This is a genomic window from Corallococcus praedator, assembly GCF_003612125.1.
GTDB classification, from domain to species: domain Bacteria; phylum Myxococcota; class Myxococcia; order Myxococcales; family Myxococcaceae; genus Corallococcus; species Corallococcus praedator.
This window is the reverse complement of record NZ_RAWI01000002.1, coordinates 1-21312: the sequence shown is the minus strand read 5'-3', so window position 1 is coordinate 21312 and position 21312 is coordinate 1. Positions and strand designations below refer to the sequence as shown.

Genomic DNA, 21312 nt, shown 5'->3' with positions numbered 1-21312 from the left:
TCCTTGCGCGAGCAGGACGGCTCAGGACTCGTCGTCGCTGCTGTCGGACATGTACTCGCCGATCTTGCTGAACTGCGTCGGCGTCTCGATGGGCTTGCGGTAGTTCTTGTCCTCGTAGTTCACCGCGCGGCGCATGTAGTCCGGCTTGACGGCCATGGGGAACGAGGGGTTGTTGCCGGTGAAGGCATCCTCCAGGGAGATCTTCCCCTCCTGCACCATGCGCAGCGCCGCGCGCCCCGCCTTGTCGGAGCCTCCGACGCGCATGGGCTCGGACACGTTCATGATGGCCGTGAGCTTGGCGGCGGCGTTCTTCGACTTGTTGTCGGTGAGCACCGACGGCTTGCCACCATCCAGCGCGTTGAGCAGGTCCGTGGCGATGTCCTTGTCGCTGGCGCCGCTTGCCTTCAGCGCCGGCACCAGGTGCGAGTAGCGGTCACCCACCGACTGCTTGCCGTAGTCCTTCTTCTGGCTGGTGATCTTGAAGGCCGGGTCCGTCGTGGGGAACTTGCTCGCGTTCACCGGGCCGAAGGGCGTCTCCACCCGCTGCTTGCCGTCCGTCTTGGGGTCCATCTTCTGGAAGCCCTGCGCGGTGCCGATGAAGCCACTGCGACCGCCCGACGCGTCCACCGCGCCGGTGGACTCCTGGCGGCGCTTCGCGCGCACCTCCGCCCGCTTCAGCCGGGCCTCGGTCGTGTTGTCCTTGGGCTCCGCATCCACCTTCGTCTTCTTGTTGGAGCCGGAAGCGGAGGCTGAACCGTCCACCGCGTCCAGCGGGCGCTTCTGGCTCGTCTTCGTGCTCGTCGAGGGCGCGCTGGTGGCGACGGTGTTCTTCGGCTTGGAGAGGGAAGGCGACGCGGGCGGAGACAACGACGGCGCCTTGAAGGAGCTGGAGCCGCCACCAATCTTGCGAGGCATTTGGAATCTCCGGGGGGAGAAGGAGGGGGACCCAATCCTATCCAACGCCAGCCCCCATGCGAGCAGGGAAGACCTCCCCTGTTCATCCCCGACGTTTCGGGTTCCCCTGATTGACGCGGGATTAATCCCCAAAACCTGATTTCGCCGCCATCCAGGCTATATTGGCCGGACCTCGCCACACGGGAGTCGTCATGGCCAACACGCTGATGTTCCGCTGTCTGTCGTTGATGGGAATGGTGGGTGCGCTGGGAGGCTGTTCCGGGGCGGAGCCTTCCGGGGAGGCTCCGGAGGCTCTGGGGCAGCAGGAGAGCCCCGCCATCGTGTCGTCCATCGTGGAGGGTGACTACGTCATCCGCTCGGCGATGACGAACAAGTGCATCGACGTGGCTTCATCCAGCACGGCGGACGGCGCGAAGGTGCAGGAGTGGGACTGCAACGGCACCAACGCGCAGAAGTTCCACATCTCGCCCACGTCGGGCGGGTACTTCAAGATCATCAACGTGAACAGCGGCAAGGGGCTGGACGTCAAGGACGTCAGCACCGCGCAGAACGCCATCATCCACCAGTGGAGCTACCTGGGCGGTAACAACCAGCAGTTCCGGTTCGTGAACCGGGGCGGCACGCAGTTCAGCATGCACCTGCGGCACACGGACATGGCGGTGGACCTATCCTGGGGCTCCGCGGACAACGGGACGCCGCTGCTCCAGTACCCCTACGGCAACACCGCCAACCAGCACTGGACGTTCGACCTGGTCTCCGGCGGTGGCGGCGGGGGAACGGGCTTCGGCGGCATCCTCACCCGCGACACGTTCAACGCCATGTTCCCCAGCCGCAACGGCTTCTACACCTACGACGCGCTCATCGCCGCCGCGTCGGGCTTCCCGGGGCTCGCGACCACGGGCGACACCGACACCCGCAAGCGGGAGGTGGCCGCCTTCCTGGCCAACGTCAATCACGAGACGGGCGGCCTCGTGTACATCGAGGAGATCAACAAGGCGGATTACTGCGACACGTCGTGGGGGCCGCCGGGCTGCTTCTGCGCTCCGGGCAAGCGCTACTACGGACGCGGCCCCATGCAGTTGTCCTGGAACGGCAACTACTGCGCGGCGGGCAACGCGCTGGGCCTGCCGCTGCAGGCGAACCCGGACCTGCTCGCGCAGGACGCGAACGCGGCGTGGCGCACGGGCTTCTGGTTCTGGACCACGCAGAACGGCGCGGGCTCCATGACGGCGCACAACGCCATCGTCAACGGCGCGGGCTTCGGTGAGACCATCCGCACCATCAACGGGTCGCGGGAGTGCAACGGCGCCAACCCCGGCCAGGTGCAGAGCCGCATCGACGCCTTCGTGCGCTTCTGCGGCATGCTGGGCGTGAGCCCCGGCAACAACCTGGGCTGCTAGCCACCCATCGCCGGGGCGGAAAAAAGGGTTTCCCTTCTCCGCTCCGGCGCCCGGTGGTGCTGATCAGCCGACTTCCGACAGCAGCTCGCTCAGGGCTTCCTTCACCGGCCCCTTCACGGAGCGGACGACCTTCTTCAGCATGTCCCTGGCCTTCACGAGCAGGGCGGGCTCCACCGCCTCCAGGGCGGACAGCGCGGCGCCCTGCCCTTCGGGTGCGTCCTCCGCCCGCAGCAGCCGCTCCAGCAGCGCGAGCGCCTCCTCGGGAGGGGCACCCAGGCGCAACAGGGCCACCGCCGCGCTGGCGGCCGGGGCGGGGTTCGCGTCCTTGAGCAGACCTCCCAGCGCGGTGAGCGCGGCCGGGGACACCGGCCCCGTCAGCCCCAGCAGGGACACCGTCTCCACCCGGACCGCGGGGTTCGAATCCGCCAGCGCGCCGAGCAGCGCGGGCTCCAGGCCCCCCAGCGCGGGCAGGGGCAGTTCCTTCAGGCGACAGTGCTCCAGGAGGGCACGCAGCGAGGACAGGGCCAGATAGCGGCGCATCCCTTCCGTCTTGCGCACCTGGGCCAGCAGCGCGGCGCCCGCGAGGTCCGGAGCCGCGGGCGCGAGCGCCCCCACCGACTCCAGCGCCGCGAACGACACGCGCTCCTCCGGGTCGTCCAGGTGCGCGATGAGCTTCGGCAACAGCACGCCCTTCTCGTCGAAGGCCCGGCTCGCCGCGCGGGCCATGGCGTGCCGGACCGCGGGACGAGGGTGATCCAACGCCGCGCCCAGGGCCGGAAGCTGGGTGGGGTCCACCCGGCAGACGTTGCCCAGCACCAGCGCGGCATCCCCCACGGCGGGATCCGCCACCTCCATGCGCGACAGGGCCTCCGTGATGGACTGGACCGCGCTGGCCGCGAGGCGCGCGGGGGGCGGCCACCAGTCCGCCTGCAACAGGGACAGGATGAGGCCATGCGCGGTGGAGGCCGGCCGGGCCAGGTCCTTCAGGAGGAGCTGGGCGGTCCGCTCGCGCATCACCACCTCCTCGGATCCGAGCGCCTCCCCGACGGCCTCCAGGGCCTCCGCCCGGGCTTGCGCATCGGGGAGGGAGAGGCGGGCTACCCATTCGTCCACGGGCCGGCTGCTGTTCACGCGTGCTCCTGGGGCGGGTTTTCTGGGAAGGACGCAACCCGGGGCCCCTCCCGCCGATAATCCCGCCACGACTCCCGATTTCCAAGAACGAGAACCATCATCATGAGCTACCGCATCCAGAGGGGAGACACGCTGTCCGCGCTGGCGGGTCGGTTCGGCACCACGGTGTCGGCGCTGGCCAAGGCCAACGGCATCTCGAACCCCGACCTGATCATCACCGGCAACTCGCTGAGCATCCCGGGCAAGAGCGACAGCTTCCAGTCCGGTGGCGCGAGCGGCGGCGGTCGGTCCTCCGCGACGGGTGGCTCCTTCGGCGCTTCGGGCGCCGCGCCCATGGGTGAAATTCCCAGCTCGTTCGGTGCGAACGCCAGCCGGCTGGCCTCCTCCGCCCAGTCCATGGCGTCGTCGATGAACACCACCGGCTGGTGCGCCAAGGGCGTCAACCGCGCCCTCGCGGCGGCGGGCCTGAACGTCAATCCGCTCCCGTCCGCGTACATGTACGGGAACGTGCTGGCCAAGGACTCGCGCTTCCGCGAGGTGAGCCTCACCGACGAGCAGATCAAGCAGCTGCCCCCCGGCGCCATCATCGTGAGCGACGCCTACAACAGCCCGGGCAACCCGCACGGCCACATCGCCGTCACGCTGGGCAACGGCCGGGAAGCCAGCGACCACATCGCGGGCATCCGCACGCACGGCACCCAGCGGGTGTTCATCCCCGTCTGAGCCCCTGAAGCACGAGGCAGTCCCCGGCGGCCCTGGAGAGCAATCTCCGGGGCCGTTGCCTTTGGTGCGAGCCCTCTCGTGAAGCCTTCCGCTCACGGCCCCGAGGGACACACACGCCATGCACTCCCCCCTCCCGGAGCGGTCCTTCCGCTCCCCCTCCCGCGCGGGCCTCCTCGGCGCGCTCACCTGCGTCCTGCTCGCAGGCTGCGTCGCGCCCTCCGGCGCTCCCGAGTCCACCGAAGCGTCCCCGCCCGGCACCGTGCGCCAGTCCGTGGCCTGTAGCGGCGGGGGCAGCATCGACCAGCACGCCGCGCAGTGCGACGGCACGGGGAAGCTCCTGTCGTGGGCGCCACCCGCGAACCCCGGCGCGTCCGCCGCGTATGACCACGTGCTGTCGCTGAACCAGGACTACCTGCTGGCGATGCCCGACGTGAGCGGCCTCACGAACCCGTCGGTGGCGAAGCCCGCGTACTACGCGTTCTCCTACGTGTGCAGCGGCACCTCCCCCGGGTGTTCCCCCGCGGGCTCGCCGGTGGGCTGGCCGCACAACCCTGCTGGCCTGTACGCGATGCTCGTGGAGTCCGGCCTCACCTATTCGCCCTACAAGAATGATCCGCGGCTGAGGACCACCGCGCTGGCGCTCCTGGACTGGCACCTGGCGCACGGCATGACGGCGGTGGGCGACCACTGGTCACAGGTGCCCTACGCGAGCGGTGCCAGCGGCTCGCTGACGTATGCCGGCGCGGCGGCGGGAGGTTCGGTGGGCGTGGGGGACGGCGTGGGCTACCTCCAGCCGGAGAAGGTGGGCGCGCTCGCCTGGGCCGCGGTGCAGGCGTTCAAGTTCAATGGCAACACGGCCTACCGGGACATGGCCATCAACGCAGCCAACCAGCTCACCAGCCACCTGCGCACCCCGAGCGCCACCGTGTCGCCGTGGCCCTACCGCGTGCGGGCCTCCGACAACACCGTGCGCACCGGGACGAACATCGTCGACAACTACGCCTCCAACGTGGTGGAGCCGCTCAAGCTCTACCAGGAGCTCATCCGGCTGGGGCAGGCAGGCACGCTCGACGGCGCGCCCGGCTACAGCGCGACCCGGTTGTCTCAATGGCAGTCCACGAAGGCCACCGTGCTCGCGTGGCTGCTCGGCTCCAACGGCCCCATCGCGACGCAGAACTGGACCCAGTACTTCGAGGACGTGGGTTCGGACGCGACGAACAACCTGAACCAGCTCGTCCCGGGGGAGACGGCCAAGTTCCTCATGGACCACCCGGACCTGGACCCCAGCTGGCAGGCGCACGTGCAGAACATCATCGCCTTCATCGAGACGAACTTCGGGGACACGCTCGAGTTCGGCGCGCGCCCCATCAAGGAGCAGTACGCGTTCCACTACAAGATGGGCAGCCACACCTCGCGCTACGCCGCCGTGAACGCCCGCTACGCGGAGCTCACGGGGGACGCGGCGGCGAAGGACAAGGCCTTCCGCGCGTTCAACTGGGCCACGTACATGGTGCGCAACAGCGGGCTGACCATCGACGGGCCCTATCCCAACAACGTCTGGTTCACGGACGGCTGGGGCGACTTCATCCGTCACTTCGTCATCGGCATGGGTGCGCAGCCGGACTGGGCGCCCGCAGGACAGAACCACCTGCTGCGCACCACCTCCGTGGTGAAGAGCGTCACCTACGGGCCCGGCAACGAGGTCCGCTACACCACCTATGACGCCGATGCGACGGAGGTGCTGCGCCTCGCCTTCGTGCCCTCGTCCGTGACGGCGGGCGGCACCGCGCTGTCGCAGCGCACGGACCTGGCCGCGGACGGCTGGACCTTCGACACCGGCAACAACGCGCTGCGCATCCGCCACTCGAACAGCGGGGTCATCGTCATCTCCGGGGCGCCTCCCACGGCCCCCAGCGTCGCCATCACCGCCCCTTCGGCCGGGCAGAACTTCACCGCGCCCGCCACGCTCAACCTCGGGGCCACCGCCACGGCCACCACGGGACGGAGCATCGCCAGCGTCACGTTCCGCGCCGGCACCACCGTGCTGTGCACCGTCAACGCGCCGGCCTCCAATCCCGTCACGTGCACGGCCACGAGCAGCCTGGCCAATGGCAATCACACCGTAAGCGCGGAGGCGGTGGACAGCCTGGGTGAGAGCGGCTCCGCGTCGGTGGCCCTCACCGTCGCGGGCCCGCCGACCGTCACCATCACCAGTCCGGTGTCCGGCGCGACGTTGCCGACCGGGAGCACGACCCTGGGCACGAACGCCAGCGCGGGCGCGGGGCGGACCCTCACGCGCGTGGAGTTCTTCCAGGGCACCACGTCGCTCTGCTTCACGACCACCGGCACGGCCTGCACGTGGAACGCGACGGCCGGCACGTACTCCAACGTCTTCGCCCGCGCCACCGACAGCGGCAGCCCGGCGCTCGTCACGAACTCCGCGCCCATCAGCTTCACGGTGAGCGCTTCGGCGGGTGGCGTGCGGCTGGTGGGCGTCGACACCGTGGGCACGCAGAACGACTCCGACAATGGCGGTTCGGTGAACGCGTTCCAGTACACCGCCGTCGCGACGGGGACGCTGGGGACGCTCAAGGTGTTCGCGGCGCCGGGCAATGCCAATGCCTCGCTGTCCATTGGCATCTACAGCGATGCGTCCGGTGCACCGGGCACCCTGCTCTCCTCCTGCACCACGGCGGTGGTGGATCCGCTGCCCCTGGTGACGGGCCAGTGGTACGGCTGCACCGCCGCGCCGCAGGTGACACTCACGTCGGGCACCGTCTACTGGCTGGCCCTGCTGGGCGCGAACGGCGGTGGCGTGTTCCGCTACATGGATCAGCCCACCGGCTCCATGCGCTATTCCCCGACGGGCCTCTCCGCGCTGCCGGGCCCCACCTTCGGAAGCTCCACCGTCTACGCGGGCGCGTCCAATGCGTCCCTGTATGGCCTCTCCGCGGGCAGCACCTCCGCGCCGACGGTATCCATCACGTCTCCTGTCACCAATGCGAACTTCACCGCGCCCGCCAACCTGAACCTCCAGGCCACCGCGACGGCGGGGCCGGGCCGCACCCTCGCGAAGGTGGAGTTCTTCGACAACGGCGCCACGCTGCTGTGCACGGTGACGGCACCGGCTTCGGCGTCCGTGAGCTGCGGGGTCAGCTCGCTCCTGGACGGCGCGCACAGCGTGACGGCGAAGGCCACCGACGACCTGCTCCAGGCCACCACCTCCGCCGCGGTGCCCCTGTCCCTGTCCAACCCGCCCACGGTGGCCCTCACCTCCCCCGTCGCCAATGCCACGTACACGGCGCCGGCCTCCGTGGCGCTCGCCGCGTCCGCCACCGCCGGCTTTGGCCGGAGCATCGCGCGGGTGGACTTCTACGCGAACGGCACGACGCTGGTCTGCTCCAGCACCACCAGCCCCTACGGCTGCACCTGGAGCAACGTCGCGCAGGGAAGCCACACGGTGCGGGCCGTGGCCGTGGACAGCGCCAACCCCGCCGCGAGCACCCAGACCAGCACCGTCTCCATCACCGTGAGCAGCGCTGTCACCGTGCCCTTGGCCCCCACCGGCCTGACGGCCACGGCGGTGTCCTCCGGCCAGGTGGACCTGGCGTGGACCGATGCGTCGAACAACGAGAGCGGCTTCCAGGTGGAGCGGGCGCCGGACGTCTCCGGTGCGCCGGGCACCTTCGCCCAGGTGGCGACGCCGGGCGCCAACGTGACGGCCTTCAGTGACACGGGCCGCATCGCGAGCACCCGCTACTGGTACCGGGTCCGGGCGACCAACGGCGCGGGCGCCTCGGCCTTCACCGCCAACGCCAGCGCGACGACCCCCGCCGCGCCCACGGCCCTGGTGGGCAACAGCACCGTGCTGAGCGCGTCCGACTTCGAGAACGCGGGCGTCGCGGCGGCGTTCAGCTACGTGGCGAGCGCCACCGGCAACGTCACGCGCCTGCGCATCTACGTGGACGGACAGACCACGGCCACCACGCTCCAGCTCGGCCTGTATGCGAATGGAAGCGGAGCGCCCGGCGCGCTGCTGCGAAGCTGCACCGTCGCGACGGTGACGGCCAACGCGTGGAACGACTGCACCCTCACGTCGCAGGCGGTGACGTCGGGCACGACGTACTGGCTGGCCGTCCTGGGTCCATCGGGCGGAGGCAACGTCTACTGGCGGCACACGAGCGGCACCGGTTCCTACAAGGTGCAGCCGGGCCTGACGACGACGCTGCCCTCCACCTGGACCGGGACCGGGGGCTACCCGGGCAGCAACATGTCCGCCTACGCCGGCAACTGACGCCGGCGCTCAGTCCAGCGAGGCCAACAGGTCGTCCAGGGTGACACGGGTCGCTCCGCTCGTGTCACCGACCACCGACTCCAGCATCCCCTTCGCCCTGCGGAGCCGGGCGGGGTCCACCGACATCAGCGCGGACAGCGCGGCCTCCTGGACCTCGGGCGACGACGCCAGCCCCAACTGCCCCTTCAGCAGGAAGAGGGGCTCCGCTGACGACTCCCCCAACCCGAGCAGCGCCACGGCGGCCCCCGCCGCCACGAAAGGACTCTCATCCCGGAGCCGGTCGCGCAGGGCCGCCAGCGCGACCGGCGACACGGGGCCCAGCAGGCCCAGCAGGGACACCGATTCCTGGCGGATGGGCGGCTCCGGCTCATCCAGCGCGCGAAGCAGCGCGGACTCCAGGCCCACCAGCGAGGGCACGGCCCGCTCTTCCAACAGCAGCTCCTCCAGCAGGCCCCGCAGTGACACGAGGGCCAGATAGAGGCGCACGCCGTCCGTCCTGCGCACCTGCTCCAGCAGCCGGGGCGCTGCGACGTCCGGCGCCAGCACGGCGAGCGACCCCAGCGACTCCAGCGCGGAGATCGCCACCGACTCCTCGTCGTCCAGCAGGGCAAGCACCCAGGGCAGCGCCGGCAGCGCGTCCTGCCCCAGCCGCCCCACCACGCGCGCCATCGCGCTCCGAACGGACGGGTGAGGGTGCGCGAACGCCCCTTCCAATGCGGAGAGCTGGGAAGCATCCACCCTGCACACCAGGGTCAGCACCAGCGCCGCATGCTCCAGGTCCGCGGAGCCGGCCTCCATTCGCGGCAGCATCGACAGGACGGCCTGGACGGCGCTGGCGGTGAGGCTCGCTTGAGGCGGCCACCAGCCACGCTGCAACAGGAACAGGATGGGACTGGCGGCCGCCGTCCCGGGGCGCCCCAGCTCCTGGATGAGCGCCCGGGCGGTCCGCTCCCGCGACTCCGCCTCACCGGACCCCAGCGCTTCTTCCAGGGCCTCCTGCGCCTCCTCGCGCGCGCGAGCATCCCGCGCGGAGAGGCGGGCCACCCATTCATCCACGGTCGGGACGCGACCCACGCGGCACTCCTCCACTGAGAGCACGCCCGTCGGAAGGCCTCCGACCGGCGCGGGTTCAGGTGATCATCCCGCGCCCCACCCGGGCCGTCACGGAGGAACCGCGGTGACGCGGCCCTCCGCATCCACGTCGAAGTGGAGGGAGCCCCGGTTCCTCCCCACCACGAAGAGCGCATAGCGCCCCCCGGGTTGGAGCGCCCGGGGCCCCTCCACGGAGATGAAGCCCGTGGGGACCTCCCCGTAGGTCAGCGCCCGCACGCTGTTCTCGTCACCGAACGGCTCGGCGCGCATCCGCCAGAACAGCTCCCCCTCCCGGTTCAGCACCTGGACGGTGTCGTAGCGGGGGCGGTCCGCATGCTCGGGATCCTCCACCTCGAAACGGGGGGCGGGAAGCTGCTGCGCTCCGGCCACCAGCGTCACCTGGATGACCGGGCGACAGGCGGTCAGCAGCATCAGCAGCCCCACGCACAGCAGCGGGGCGGACAGGCGCGTCGGCTTCATGGACTAGGGAGCTCCCTCGCCAGCACGCACTTGCGCGAGCGCGGCCTCCAACTGGGCCGTGTAGTCCTTGCCGTTGAAATGGAAGCCGGCGCTGGGGTCCTTGAAGTAGTCCGCGCGGTGGGCCCGTGACAGGAACTCTCCCTGCTGCTCCGGGTCCATCTGGCTCCACGACTTGCCCTCGTCCAGGGCCTTCTCGAAGTCGTACGCGTCCCCGAACTTCTGGGCCCACAGCGCTTCGCTCATGTAGTCCGTGCCGCCGTTCTGGTGCTGCCAGACGTGCGCCGACTCGTGGACGAGCAGCTCGTCCGTCATCGGCATGTCGCCGGGCGGGATGTAGATGGTGTCTCCGTGCGTGAAGGCCCGGCCGGAAGTGCTGAACAGCCCCGCGTTGCCCTCCTTGATGCGCATGGAGGAGTAGTCGATGGAGTCCCCATAGACTTCGCGCAGGGTGTTGATCTCATTGGCGCTGAGCTTGCGCGCCGGCGGCTCCACGCCAATCAGCGTCTGGATGGCGCTGAGCGCCCGGCCCCCGCCCATCAACAGGGCGTCGATGGGCGTCTGCACGAAGGTCTTCACCAGCCCCAGGCCCATCTGTTTGAGGCCGTCGCCGAACTTGCCCTGGAACAGCTTTCCAACGCCGCCGAAGAAGGTGCCCAGGCCTTCCCCGATGTTGCGCACCGAGTTCTTCGTGGTGCTGATGAGGCCCGTGGCGAGGCTGCGAACCCCGTCGAACAAACGCACGCCGACCGTCTTCACCGCGCCGCCCACCGCCTCCGCCGCCTTCCCCACGGCCTTCACGGCGCCCCCGACGACGTTGCCCACGGCCTTCGCGCCGCCGACGATGGCCCCGCCCACGGCCTTCGCGCCGTCCACGATGGCCCCACCCACGGCCTTCGCGCCGTCCACGATGGCTCCACCCACGGCCTTCGCGCCGTCGGCGAGGAACTTGAGCGGCTTGAAGAACTCGACCGTGGTGTCCTTGCCATCGACGCGGATGATGCCCTTGTCGTTCTCCGCGCGGATGTCCGCCACCTGCTGGGTGGACAGCTTCTCGCCGGACAGGACGCGGCGGAACAGCTCGCCCTCGTCGCCCACCGAGTCCTCGGTGTTGAGCTTCGTGTCCAGGTGGTGGCCCGCCTCCTCCACGAAGGTGGAGGCCGCGAGGGACGGATCCAGGGACTCGTTGAGGAGCACCGTCCCGGAGGCGGCGTCATAGGCGCCGTTGGCGCCCTGGAGCGTCTCCGCGGACACCGTCTTCACCTTGGGCATCCAGCCGAAGTCGCCCGCCTGGGCCTGCTGGCGGAACTTCTCGGCCTGGGCGGCGTTGTAGCCCTCGCCGTACACGGTGCGCATCGTGGCGTGGAACTGCGGCTTGTCCGACGCCAGCGCCCCGAACTGCCGCTGGAACGCGGACGTCGGATCCGGCTTCTTGCCCACGAACGCACTCTGTTCGGAGTACCCCGCCTGGCGCGCCGTGGCGCCGGAGGTCGTGGTCGTGGTGGCGGCATTGCCCGCCGGCCGGGCTGGAGCATTCCCCGCCGGCGCGAGCGCCTTGCGAGGCTCCGGCGACGGTAACTTCGTCTGGATCCGCATCGTGAGATCCCCCTGTAGTCAAGCTGGAAAGCCGAGTATTAGGAGCAAACCCGGCGTCAGCTCAAGTCAGGGGGCCACCTGACCGATGGGCCCCTGTCCTCAACCGCTCAGACCTGGACCATCTGGATGAGGTTGCCGCAGGTGTCCTCGAACATGGCGACGGTGACCGGGCCCATGGGCGTGGGCTTGCTGCGGAACACCACGCCCAGTTTGAGCATCCGCTCATATTCGGCCTGACAGTCCTCCACGCCGAACGACGTCAGGGGGATGCCCGCGTCGAACAGCGCCTTCTGGAAGACACGCGCGGGGGCGAACCCCATGGGCTCCAGCAGGAGCTCCGTCCCGGACTGGGCTTCGGGGGAGACGACGGTCAGCCACCGGTGCTCCCCCCCCATGGGGATGTCCACCTTCAGCACGAAGCCCAGGACCTCCGTGTAGAACTTCTGGGCCTTGGTCTGGTCGTCCACCATGACGCTGGTGATGTTGATGCGCATTGCGTGTCTCTCCCAATCGTGGTCGCGGGGTTCTAGTTCAGGGCGGGGGTCCACGTCAGCGGTGCCGCACGCCGTGCCGGAAGCAGCCCACCACGTGGTCGTCCACGATGCCCGTCGCCTGCATCCAGGCATAGACGATGACCGGCCCCACGAACTTGAAGCCGCGCTTCTTGAACGCCTTGGAGAACTCCTCCGACAGCGCGGTCTTCGCCGGCACGTCCCCCCTGCCCGTCCAGGTGTTGCGCAGGGGCTTTCCACCCGCGAGTCCCCAGACGAACGTGGAGAAGTCCTCGCCCGCCTCCGCCATGTCCAGGTACGCGCGGGCATTGCCGATGGTCGCTTGAATCTTCGCGCGCGCACGGACAATGCCCGCGTCGCCCATCAGCCGCTCGACGTCCTTCTCGGTGAAGCGCGCCACGACCTTCGGGTCGAAGCCCTTGAACGCCTTCCGGAAGGCCTCGCGCTTGCGCAGGATGATGATCCACGCGAGCCCCGCCTGGAATCCCTCCAGCATCAGCAGCTCCCAGAGCGCGCGGCTGTCGCGCTCCGGCACGCCCCATTCCCCGTCATGGTAGGCCTGATACAGCGGGTCGCCCTCGGACCAGGCGCAACGGTGTGGCATCCGCACTCCTCAAGGTCGCGCGCCCGCATGAAGGCGGACGCGCGACAGGGCTACCACGAGGACTGAACGGGCGACCAGCCCTGTTGCTGCCTTCCTCCAGGACGCACCGACCTCCAAGCGGAGGCTTCAGTGCAACCCTGGCGGCTGCACCGCGCCGGAAATCGGCACGGATTCGCCGGTCGGGAACCCGGGTTCATCCTTGAGCGAGACGCGGATCATCTCGCGCAGCACGGGAACGTCCTCGTGACCGTGGACGGACACGGCGTGCTCGGTCGCGGCCCGGACCACCTCGTCCTCCTCGCCCGTGATGGTGAGCGTGCAGTTGGACTCGCTGGGGGTCTCCCGGCAATCCATCATCTTGCGTGACATGGCCATTTCACCTCCTACCCCTGAGGTGCGCATGTGAAATGGGCTCCGCAATCCACTGCGGCGAAAGCTTCGCCTATCATCCGCGCGCGCAACGTCACCAGGAGGCAACCGCATGGGACAGGAAGTGGATGTCATCGTCGTGGGCGGAGGGCTGGCGGGCCTCGTCGCCGCGACCGAACTGACGGATGCCGGCAAGCGCGTCGCCGTCATTGACCAGGAGGGTGAGCAGAACCTGGGCGGGCAGGCGTTCTGGTCGTTCGGTGGCCTGTTCCTGGTGGACTCGCCCGAGCAGCGGCGCATGGGCATCAAGGACTCGCACGCGCTCGCGCTGGAGGACTGGATGGGCACCGCGGGCTTCGACCGCGAGGAGGACCACTGGCCCCGCAAGTGGGCGGAGGCCTTCGTCGGCTTCGCCGCGGGGGAGATGCGCTCCTGGCTGCACCAGCAGGGGATGACCTGGTTCCCCGTGGTGGGCTGGGCCGAGCGCGGCGGCTACGGCGGCGTGGGCCACGGAAACTCCGTCCCCCGCTTCCACGTCACCTGGGGCACCGGCCCCGGCGTGCTCGCGCCCTTCATCCGCCGGGCGATGGCGGCGCAGGCCGCCGGCAAGCTCACGTTCCTGTTCCGCCACCGCGTGGACGAATTGCTCGTCACCGCGGGCGCCGTCGTCGGTGTTCGCGGCATGAAGCTGGAGCCCACGGACGTCCCGCGCGGCGTCACCAGCTCCCGCAAGACGGAAGGCGACTTCGAACTGCGCGCGCAGGCGGTCATCGTCACGTCGGGCGGCATCGGCGGCAACCACGAGCTGGTCCGCAAGAGCTGGCCCAAGCACATGGGCCCCGCGCCGAAGTTCATGGTCCAGGGCGTCCCCGACCACGTGGACGGGCGGATGATCGCCATCACCGAAGCCGCAGGCGGGCGCCTCATCAACCGCGACCGCATGTGGCACTACACCGAAGGTCTGCGGAACTGGAACCCCATCTGGCCGCGCCACGGCATCCGCATCCTGCCGGGCCCCAGCTCGCTGTGGCTGGACGCCACCGGCAAGCGCCTGCCCCCGCCGCTGTTCCCCGGCTTCGACACGCTGGGCACGCTGGAACACATCATGAAGACGGGCCATGAGCACACCTGGTTCCTGCTGAATCAGCAGATCATCAAGAAGGAGTTCGCGCTGTCCGGGTCGGAGCAGAACCCGGACCTCACGGGCAAGGACTGGTTCGGCGTCCTCAACCGCGCCGTGGGCAAGAAGGCCATGGGCCCGGTGGAGGCCTTCAAGGAGAAGGGCGAGGACTTCGTGGTGGCCAACGACCTGCGCGAGCTGGTCGCCGGCATGAACGCGAAGACGGAGACGCCGCTGCTGGACTTCGCCACCGTGGAGCGCGAGGTGCGTGCCCGCGACGGGCAGTTGGACAACCCCTTCGGCAAGGACCTGCAGATCGCCGCCATCCGCCAGGCGCGCGGCTACCGGGGCGACAAGCTGGTGCGCACCGCGAAGCTGCACCGCATCCTGGACCCCAAGGCGGGGCCGCTCATCGGCGTGAAGCTGAACATCCTCACGCGCAAGACGCTGGGCGGCTTCGAGACCGACCTTTCGGGCCGCGTCTTCAACGCCCAGGGGGAGACGATTCCCGGGCTCTACGCGGCGGGCGAGGTGGCGGGCTTCGGTGGCGGTGGCGTCCACGGCTACCGCGCGCTGGAGGGGACGTTCCTCGGAGGCTGCATCTTCTCCGGCCGCGCCGCCGGGCGCGACGCCGCGGGCCGGGTGTAGTGCTCCGGAAGGCAGGGGCCACGAAAGCCCCTGCCCTCCGAAGGACTCAAGAAACCGTGGGCTGGAAGGGCCACGGGCTGGAGCGCGGGCCAGACTGCCAGTTGTCGTGTCGGCCGTCCCAGTACTGGTAGGTGAGCAGCGAGGGATCCACGTCATCCAGCGTGTTGACGCCGACGGAGCGGAACTCCCCACCGAGCTCCGGGACGTCGCCCGCGCCAAAGCACATGACGCCGCAGTGCTTGCAGAAGCTGCGGGAGTTCGGGCTCCCCTCGCGCGCGTACCGGCTCACGTGCTCCTGGCCCTTGATCAGCCGGAAGGCGCTCGGCTTCATGGAGACGTTGCCGATGTTGCCGAACTTCGTGCAGAACGTGCAGTTGCAGCGGCTCACGTCCGCCAGGTTCACGGTGGCCTCGTAACGCACGGCGCCACAGTGGCAGCCGCCCGTGTAGGTCCGCACGCCGGCCTTGGCGGGGTTCTGCTGGGAGTCGTTCTGGGTCTGGGTCATGGCGAGGTCTCCGGTGCCGCGTTGAAGGAACCCGACCCTTATCCCCCCGGGCAGTGACAGCCTTATGTCAGGTTTGTCCGCCCCCCCTGCCGGGTCCTGGAGGAACCCCCTGACCTTCCCCGTGGGGTTGGGGCAGATTCCTGTCCGTCCAACGCTGCCCTGGAGGCCGTTTGAACGTCCGGAAACCCCTGCATCGCATCCTCGCCGCGACGCTGTTCGTTCCCCTGCTGGCGGTGGCCGCCCCACCGCCCGCCGCGCAGAAGCCGGCCCCGGCCCCCGCGCTCAAGCCCGTGCAGCGACCGTCGCGCCAGTACACGATGGAGCAGTTCATGGGGACGACGGAGGTGTCGGGCCCCGCGTTCGCCTCGGATGAGAAGCGGATCCTCTTCTCGTCGAACGCCACGGGCATCTACAACGTCGCCAGCGTGCCGGTGGCGGGTGGGAAGCCCACCGCGCTGACGAACTCCAAGACTGACAGCGTCCGGCTGGTAGGGGCCTTCCCGCGCGACAACCGCTTCCTCTTCGAGCGCGATCAGGGCGGCAATGAGCAGACGCACGTGTACGTGCGCACGCCGGACGGCAAGGAGCGGGACCTCACGCCCCTGAAGAAGGGGGTCGCGCACTTCTTCGGGTTCAGCCGCGACGAGTCCGCCTTCTACATCGTCACCAACGAACGCGACGAGGGCGCCATGGACCTGTACCGCCATGACGCGAAGACCTACGCGCGCACGCTGCTGTTCCAGAACGACAAGGGCCTCGCCCTCTCCGGCATCGCCCCCGACGAGTCCTTCGTGGTGATGGAGGAGGCCCTCACCACGTCCGACGGGAACGTGTGGCGCTACGACGTCGCGACGAAGACGTTGAAGAACCTCACGCCCCACCAGGGGACCGCCAGCTACTCGGTGGCGGACATCGACCCGGTGTCCGGGGAGCTGTACCTGCTCACGGACGACGGTTCGGAGTTCACGCGCCTGGTGCGCCCGGCGAAGGAGGCCGGGAAGTGGGAGGACGTGGAGAAGGCCAACTGGGACATCGTCGCGTCCACCTTCTCGCGCACGGGGGCGTGGCGCGTCACCACCCTCAACGTGGACGCGGGCACGGAGGTGCGGCTGCACGACGTGAAGGCGGGTACGCAGTTGTCCCTGCCCCAGCTTCCGGAGGGCGCGGTGTCGGAGGTCGTCTTCTCCCGAGGCGAGAAGAAACTGGCCTTCCTGCACGAGGGCGACCGCGCCTCCCCCAACCTGTACGTCTACGACCTGACCACGAAGAAGGCCACGCGCCTGACGGACACGATGGGCAAGGCGTTGGATCCGGAGGACCTGGTGGAGTCGCAGGTGGTGCGCTTCAAGTCCTTCGACGGGCTGGAGATCCCCAACCTGCTCTTCAAGCCGCACCAGGCCACGCCCGAGCAGAAGGCTCCCGCGCTCGTCTGGGTGCACGGCGGCCCCGGGGGCCAGACGCGCAAGGGCTACATCAACTTCATCCAGTACCTGGTGAACCGGGGCTACGTGGTGCTGGGCATCAACAACCGGGGCAGCACGGGCTACGGCAAAGCATTCCACAAGGCGGATGACCAGAAGCACGGCAAGGAGCCGCTGCGCGACGTCGTGGAGGCCCGGAAGTACCTGGCGAGCCTGCCGTACGTGGATGGCTCGCACGTGGGCATCATCGGCGGCAGCTACGGGGGCTACATGGTGCTGGCCGCGCTCACCTTCCACCCGGACTCCTTCGAGGCGGGCGTGGATGCCTTCGGCATCTCCAACTGGCTGCGCACCCTGAAGGGCATGCCGCCCGAGTGGGGCGCCTTCCGTCAGGCCATGTTCCAGGAGGTGGGCGACCCGGAGAAGCAGGAGGCGATGCTCAAGGAGATCTCCCCCCTCTTCCACGCGGAGCGCATCAAGAAGCCGCTGCTCGTCATCCAGGGCGCGAATGATCCGCGCGTTCCCCAGGCGGAGTCGGATGAGATCGTCGCCGCCGTGAAGAAGAACGGCGTCCCCGTCGAGTACCTCCTGCTCCCCGACGAGGGCCACGGCTTCAAGAAGAAGAAGAACGAGGTGGAGGTGAACGAGCGCGCCCAGAAGTTCTTCGACCGCTACCTCAAGCCCGCGCCGACGGCCGCCCCCACGCCCTGACGGGGGTGGCTTTACAATAGCTGCATATACAGGCAATCCTTCCGGCGTGATGAACTCCGCACGCCGGACGTCCGCCTCGTCATCCCTTCGCGCCCTCCTGCTGACGGTGGGTGTCCTGACCTCGGGGTGCGCCAGCGCGCCCCCGCGTGAGCAGGCCGCCGAGGCCGTGCCCGCCCCGGCGGCTCCGACGGCGCTGGAGGCGCGCGAAGCGGATGCGTTCTTCCAGGACCACCGCTTCCGGGACGGCACGGTGCTGCCGGAAGTGCGCATCCACTACGCGACGCTGGGCACGCCGCGACGGGATGCCTCCGGCGCGGTGACGAACGCGGTGCTCCTGCTGCACTGGACCAGCGCCAGCGGACAGGTGCTGCGGGGCAAGCCCTTCATGGATTCGCTGTTCGCGCCGGGCCGTCCCCTGGACGCGACGAAGTACTTCCTCATCTTCCCGGACAACGTGGGCCACGGTCGCTCCAGCAAGCCGAGCGACGGCGCGCGCACGAAGTTCCCCGCCTACGGCTACCGGGACATGGTGGAGCTGCAGCACCGGCTGGTGACCCAGACGCTGGGCATCGCGCGGCTGCACGCCATCGTGGGCCTGTCCATGGGCGGGATGAACGCGTGGCAATGGAGCGAGCTGTATCCGGACGCGGTGAAGGGCGTGATGCCCATCGTGGCGCTGCCCACGCGCATCGCCGGGCGCAATCTTCTGTGGCGCCGGTTCGTCTCCCGGCAGATCCGCACCGACCCGGAATGGAAGGCGGGCTTCTACACCACCACGCCCCGGGGCTGGCGCGACGCGTTCCCCGTCTTCCGCATGATGCTCGACGGCGTGCCCCACCTGCAGGCCACGCTGCCGGATGCAGCGGCGGCGGACGCCTTCATCGCGACGGCGATGACGCAGGCGGAAGGCATGGATGCCAATGACGTCCTGTACTCGCTCGAGTCCTCCTCCGACTACGACCCGGAGCCCGCGCTCGGCGCCATCCAGGCCCGGGTGTTCGCGCTCAACTTCTCCGACGACGAGTTCAACCCCGTCTCGCTGCGCACGCTGGAGACGCTGATGCCCCGCGTGAAGCACGGGCGCTTCGTGGTGCAGGAAGGCGACGCGCGCTCCTTCGGCCACCTCACCCAGGCGCACCCGGAGCTGTGGGCGGATCAGGTCGCCGCGTTCCTCGCCTTCCTTGAAGGGGCGTGAGCCGTGCGCTCCGGCTCAACGACGGCGACGGGAGGCGGCCTTGGGCGCGGGGGTCTCTTCTTGGGATTGGCCCAGGCCCGTCCGGGCGACGGAGGCCAGCAGGTCGCGCAGCGCGGAGGCCTGGGAGTCGCCCACGGCGTGCTCGAAGTCCGCCTGGGCACGCAGCCAGAGGGGCCGGGCCTTGCGGTAGACGTCCTTGCCTTCGGCGGTGATGTCCACGGCGCGCTGGCGGCGGTCGGTGCGGCCCACCTGGAGGGCGACGAGGCCGTCCTTCAACAGGGGCTTGAGGTTGTGGGTGAGCGTCGAGGGGTCCATGACCAGTTGATGGGCCAGCTCGTTCACGGTCAGCGGGCCCTGGGTCTGGACGCGGTGGAGGATGGAGTACTGCGTGGTCCGCACGCCGCTGGGCGCGAGCACCTGATCATAGAACTGGGTGACGTGGCGGCTCGCCTGTCGCAGCGCCAGACAGTTGCAGAGGGTGCGCAGGGTGTCGTCTTGGGACATCGCCGTTCCGTGAAGCCGGGGGGACACGCCCGCGCTCCGGTGGGAAGTATACGCGGGCCCGGTCGAGCCCGCCGCAAGGAGACACCGTCATGAAGGCTGGAAGGCTCCATTACGCCTGGGTGGTCGCCGCGACCATCTTCGTGGTGCTCCTGTGCGCGGCGGGCGTGCGCGCGACCCCCAGCGTGTTCATCGTGCCCCTGGAGCGGGAGTTCGGCTGGAGCCGGGCCCTCGTCTCCTCGGCCGTGTCCGTGAACCTGGTGCTCTACGGGCTCGTGGGGCCGTTCGCGGCCGCGCTGATGCAGAAGTTCGGCATCCGGCGCACGACGCTCGTCTCGCTGTGCATCATCGCGGTGGGGGTGGCGCTGACGAACTTCATCCACGCGCCCTGGCAGTTGGTCCTCTTCTGGGGTGTGCTGGTGGGCCTGGGCACCGGGACGACGGCGATGGTGCTGGGCGCGACGGTCGTGCAGCGCTGGTTCGTCACGCGGCGGGGGCTGGTGATGGGCCTGCTCACCGCGAGCACGGCGACGGGGCAGCTCGTCTTCCTCCCGCTGCTGGCGATGCTGGTGGAGCACCACGGCTGGCGCGCCGTGTCCTTCACGGTCGCGGGCGTGGTGGCGGTGATCATCCCGCTGGTCGCGCTGTTCGTGCGCGACCGGCCGGAGGACCTGGGGCTGAAGCCGTTCGGGGCGGCGCCGGACGCGGAGCCGGCGAAGGTGTCCACCGTCAATCCGCTGGCGAACGCGCTGGGGGCGCTGGGCCGGGCGTCGCGGCACCGCGACTTCTGGCTGCTCGCGGGGAGTTTCTTCATCTGTGGCGCGACGACGAACGGGCTCGTGGGCACGCACCTGATTCCCGCGTGCATGGACCACGGCATCCCGGAGGTCCGGGCGGCGGGGCTGCTCGCGCTGATGGGCATCTTCGACCTGGTGGGCACGACGGCGAGCGGGTGGATGTCGGACCGCTTCGACAACCGCTGGCTGCTGTTCTGGTACTACGGCCTGCGCGGCATCGCGCTGCTCTACCTGCCGAGCGCTTTCGAGATGTCGCTCTTCGGCCTGCCGCTGTTCGCGGTGTTCTACGGCCTGGATTGGATCGCCACCGTGCCGCCGACGGTGCGCCTGACGACGCAGACGGTGGGCGCGGAGGACGGGCCCATCGCCTTCGGCTGGGTGGTGGCCGCGCACCAGATTGGCGCGGGCCTGGGAGCCCTGGGCGCGGGCGTCATCCGCACGTCGCTGGAGACGTACACGCCCGCGTGGGTCGTCGCCGGAGTCATCTGCCTGGGTGCGGCATTGGTGGTGCTGCGCATCGGCCGCGGGCCCGCGCGGACGGAGCCAGTCGTCGTGAGCACGGCCTCACCGCACTGAGCGCGACCGGGGAGCCTCACCCCTCCCCGACCAGCACGACCTTGCCCACCGTGTCCCGGCCCTCCAGCTTGCGGTGGGCCTCCTCGGCCTGGGCCAGGGGAAGCGTCAACCCCACCACGACGCGCAGCCGCTTCGCCACGACCTGCGCCAGCAGCGCCTCGCGCGCCCGGCGCTGCACCTCCGGGGGCGTGGGGGTGCGCAGCCAGTAGGCGCTCACCGTGAGCGACTTCGCGTACAGGGACTCCACCTCCACATGCGGCGGAGGGCCGCTGGCGTTGCCGTAGCTCACCAGGTGGCCGAAGGGCGCCAGCGCGTCCACGCTGGCCTGCCACGTGCTCGCGCCCACCGAATCCAGCACGCGCTCCACACCGCGTCCCTGCGTCAGCGCGAGGACCCGCGCCGCGACGTCCTCCTGGTCATAACGGACAATCTCATCCGCCCCCACGTCACGCGCGAGCTTCGCCTTGGCCTCGCCCGACACCGTGCCAATCACCCGCGCCCCCGCGGCCTTCACGAGCTGCACCGCGAGCAGCCCCACGCCTCCGGCCGCAGCGTGCACGAGCACCGTCTGCCCCGCCTCCACCCGTCCCACGGTGTGCACCACGTGGTACGCCGTCAGCCCCTGCACGAGCAGCGCCGCCGCCTGCGCGAACGACACCTCCGGCGGAAGTTCGAGCAGCTCGTCCACGGACGCGCGCGCGAACTCCGCGTAGGACTCCTTCGTC

At 69.8% G+C, this 21312-nt stretch carries 18 protein-coding genes; 7 read left to right on the top strand and 11 right to left on the bottom strand.

Annotated features, from left to right (window positions below):
* Positions 1–21: 21 nt before the first annotated feature.
* Positions 22–915 carry a hypothetical protein gene (locus tag D7Y13_RS00520; protein WP_120531196.1) on the bottom strand — a complete coding sequence of 298 codons (894 nt, stop codon included), beginning with the start codon at positions 913–915 and terminating at the stop codon, positions 22–24.
* 191 nt (positions 916–1106) lie between these two features.
* Here D7Y13_RS00520 and D7Y13_RS00515 point away from each other — a divergent pair, with 191 nt between their 5' ends.
* The gene (locus D7Y13_RS00515; protein WP_120531197.1) at positions 1107–2315 is read left to right on the top strand and encodes a glycoside hydrolase family 19 protein; all 1209 of its coding nucleotides are present in this window, start codon (positions 1107–1109) and stop codon (positions 2313–2315) included.
* A gap of 63 nt (positions 2316–2378) precedes the next feature.
* On the opposite strand, the gene D7Y13_RS00510 is transcribed toward D7Y13_RS00515, so the two are convergent.
* A complete protein-coding gene (locus D7Y13_RS00510) occupies positions 2379–3446 on the bottom strand; it encodes a HEAT repeat domain-containing protein (protein ID WP_120582096.1) in 1068 nt (355 codons plus the stop codon).
* Between the two features lie 102 nt (positions 3447–3548).
* On the opposite strand from D7Y13_RS00510, the gene D7Y13_RS00505 reads away from it, so the two are divergent.
* Entirely contained in the window at positions 3549–4169 is a 621-nt protein-coding gene (locus D7Y13_RS00505; RefSeq protein ID WP_120531199.1) for a LysM peptidoglycan-binding domain-containing protein, read from the top strand.
* Positions 4170–4287: 118 nt separating this feature from the next.
* Positions 4288–8463 (top strand): Ig-like domain-containing protein, encoded by a 4176-nt coding sequence (locus D7Y13_RS00500; protein WP_120582097.1) that lies wholly within the window; start codon positions 4288–4290, stop codon positions 8461–8463.
* Between the two features lie 9 nt (positions 8464–8472).
* Here the strand turns inward: D7Y13_RS00500 and D7Y13_RS00495 are convergent, their stop codons facing one another.
* From D7Y13_RS00495 to D7Y13_RS00470, 6 genes are all read right to left on the bottom strand, one after another.
* Positions 8473–9537, bottom strand: a complete 1065-nt coding sequence (locus D7Y13_RS00495) for a HEAT repeat domain-containing protein (protein WP_120630615.1) — start codon at positions 9535–9537, stop codon at positions 8473–8475.
* 87 nt (positions 9538–9624) lie between these two features.
* On the bottom strand, positions 9625–10035 hold the full coding sequence (locus tag D7Y13_RS00490) for a hypothetical protein (RefSeq protein ID WP_120531202.1): 411 nt from the start codon (positions 10033–10035) through the stop codon (positions 9625–9627).
* Between the two features lie 3 nt (positions 10036–10038).
* Positions 10039–11628 (bottom strand): eCIS core domain-containing protein, encoded by a 1590-nt coding sequence (locus D7Y13_RS00485; protein ID WP_120582099.1) that lies wholly within the window; start codon positions 11626–11628, stop codon positions 10039–10041.
* 107 nt (positions 11629–11735) lie between these two features.
* Positions 11736–12122, bottom strand: coding sequence for a VOC family protein (locus D7Y13_RS00480; protein WP_120531204.1), 387 nt, complete (start codon positions 12120–12122; stop codon positions 11736–11738).
* 55 nt (positions 12123–12177) lie between these two features.
* Positions 12178–12744: a DNA-3-methyladenine glycosylase I gene (locus D7Y13_RS00475; RefSeq protein WP_120582100.1), complete on the bottom strand. Its 567-nt coding sequence runs from the start codon at positions 12742–12744 to the stop codon at positions 12178–12180.
* 126 nt (positions 12745–12870) lie between these two features.
* On the bottom strand, positions 12871–13113 hold the full coding sequence (locus tag D7Y13_RS00470; RefSeq protein WP_120582113.1) for a DUF1059 domain-containing protein: 243 nt from the start codon (positions 13111–13113) through the stop codon (positions 12871–12873).
* 112 nt (positions 13114–13225) lie between these two features.
* Between D7Y13_RS00470 and D7Y13_RS00465 the strand changes: the two genes are divergently transcribed.
* Positions 13226–14881, top strand: coding sequence for an FAD-binding dehydrogenase (locus D7Y13_RS00465; RefSeq protein WP_120582101.1), 1656 nt, complete (start codon positions 13226–13228; stop codon positions 14879–14881).
* 46 nt (positions 14882–14927) lie between these two features.
* Here the strand turns inward: D7Y13_RS00465 and D7Y13_RS00460 are convergent, their stop codons facing one another.
* Positions 14928–15386: a GFA family protein gene (locus D7Y13_RS00460; RefSeq protein WP_120582102.1), complete on the bottom strand. Its 459-nt coding sequence runs from the start codon at positions 15384–15386 to the stop codon at positions 14928–14930.
* Positions 15387–15556: 170 nt separating this feature from the next.
* Here D7Y13_RS00460 and D7Y13_RS00455 point away from each other — a divergent pair, with 170 nt between their 5' ends.
* On the top strand, positions 15557–17518 hold the full coding sequence (locus D7Y13_RS00455; protein ID WP_120582103.1) for a S9 family peptidase: 1962 nt from the start codon (positions 15557–15559) through the stop codon (positions 17516–17518).
* A gap of 49 nt (positions 17519–17567) precedes the next feature.
* A complete protein-coding gene (locus tag D7Y13_RS00450) occupies positions 17568–18713 on the top strand; it encodes an alpha/beta fold hydrolase (protein WP_120582104.1) in 1146 nt (381 codons plus the stop codon).
* A 15-nt stretch (positions 18714–18728) separates the two neighbouring features.
* Here the strand turns inward: D7Y13_RS00450 and D7Y13_RS00445 are convergent, their stop codons facing one another.
* On the bottom strand, positions 18729–19217 hold the full coding sequence (locus D7Y13_RS00445) for a MarR family winged helix-turn-helix transcriptional regulator (RefSeq protein WP_120582105.1): 489 nt from the start codon (positions 19215–19217) through the stop codon (positions 18729–18731).
* Positions 19218–19306: 89 nt separating this feature from the next.
* Here D7Y13_RS00445 and D7Y13_RS00440 point away from each other — a divergent pair, with 89 nt between their 5' ends.
* Positions 19307–20587, top strand: a complete 1281-nt coding sequence (locus tag D7Y13_RS00440; protein WP_120582106.1) for an MFS transporter — start codon at positions 19307–19309, stop codon at positions 20585–20587.
* Positions 20588–20603: 16 nt separating this feature from the next.
* Here the strand turns inward: D7Y13_RS00440 and D7Y13_RS00435 are convergent.
* On the bottom strand, positions 20604–21312 hold a 709-nt coding region (locus tag D7Y13_RS00435; protein ID WP_120630614.1), incomplete at its 5' end, for a zinc-binding dehydrogenase.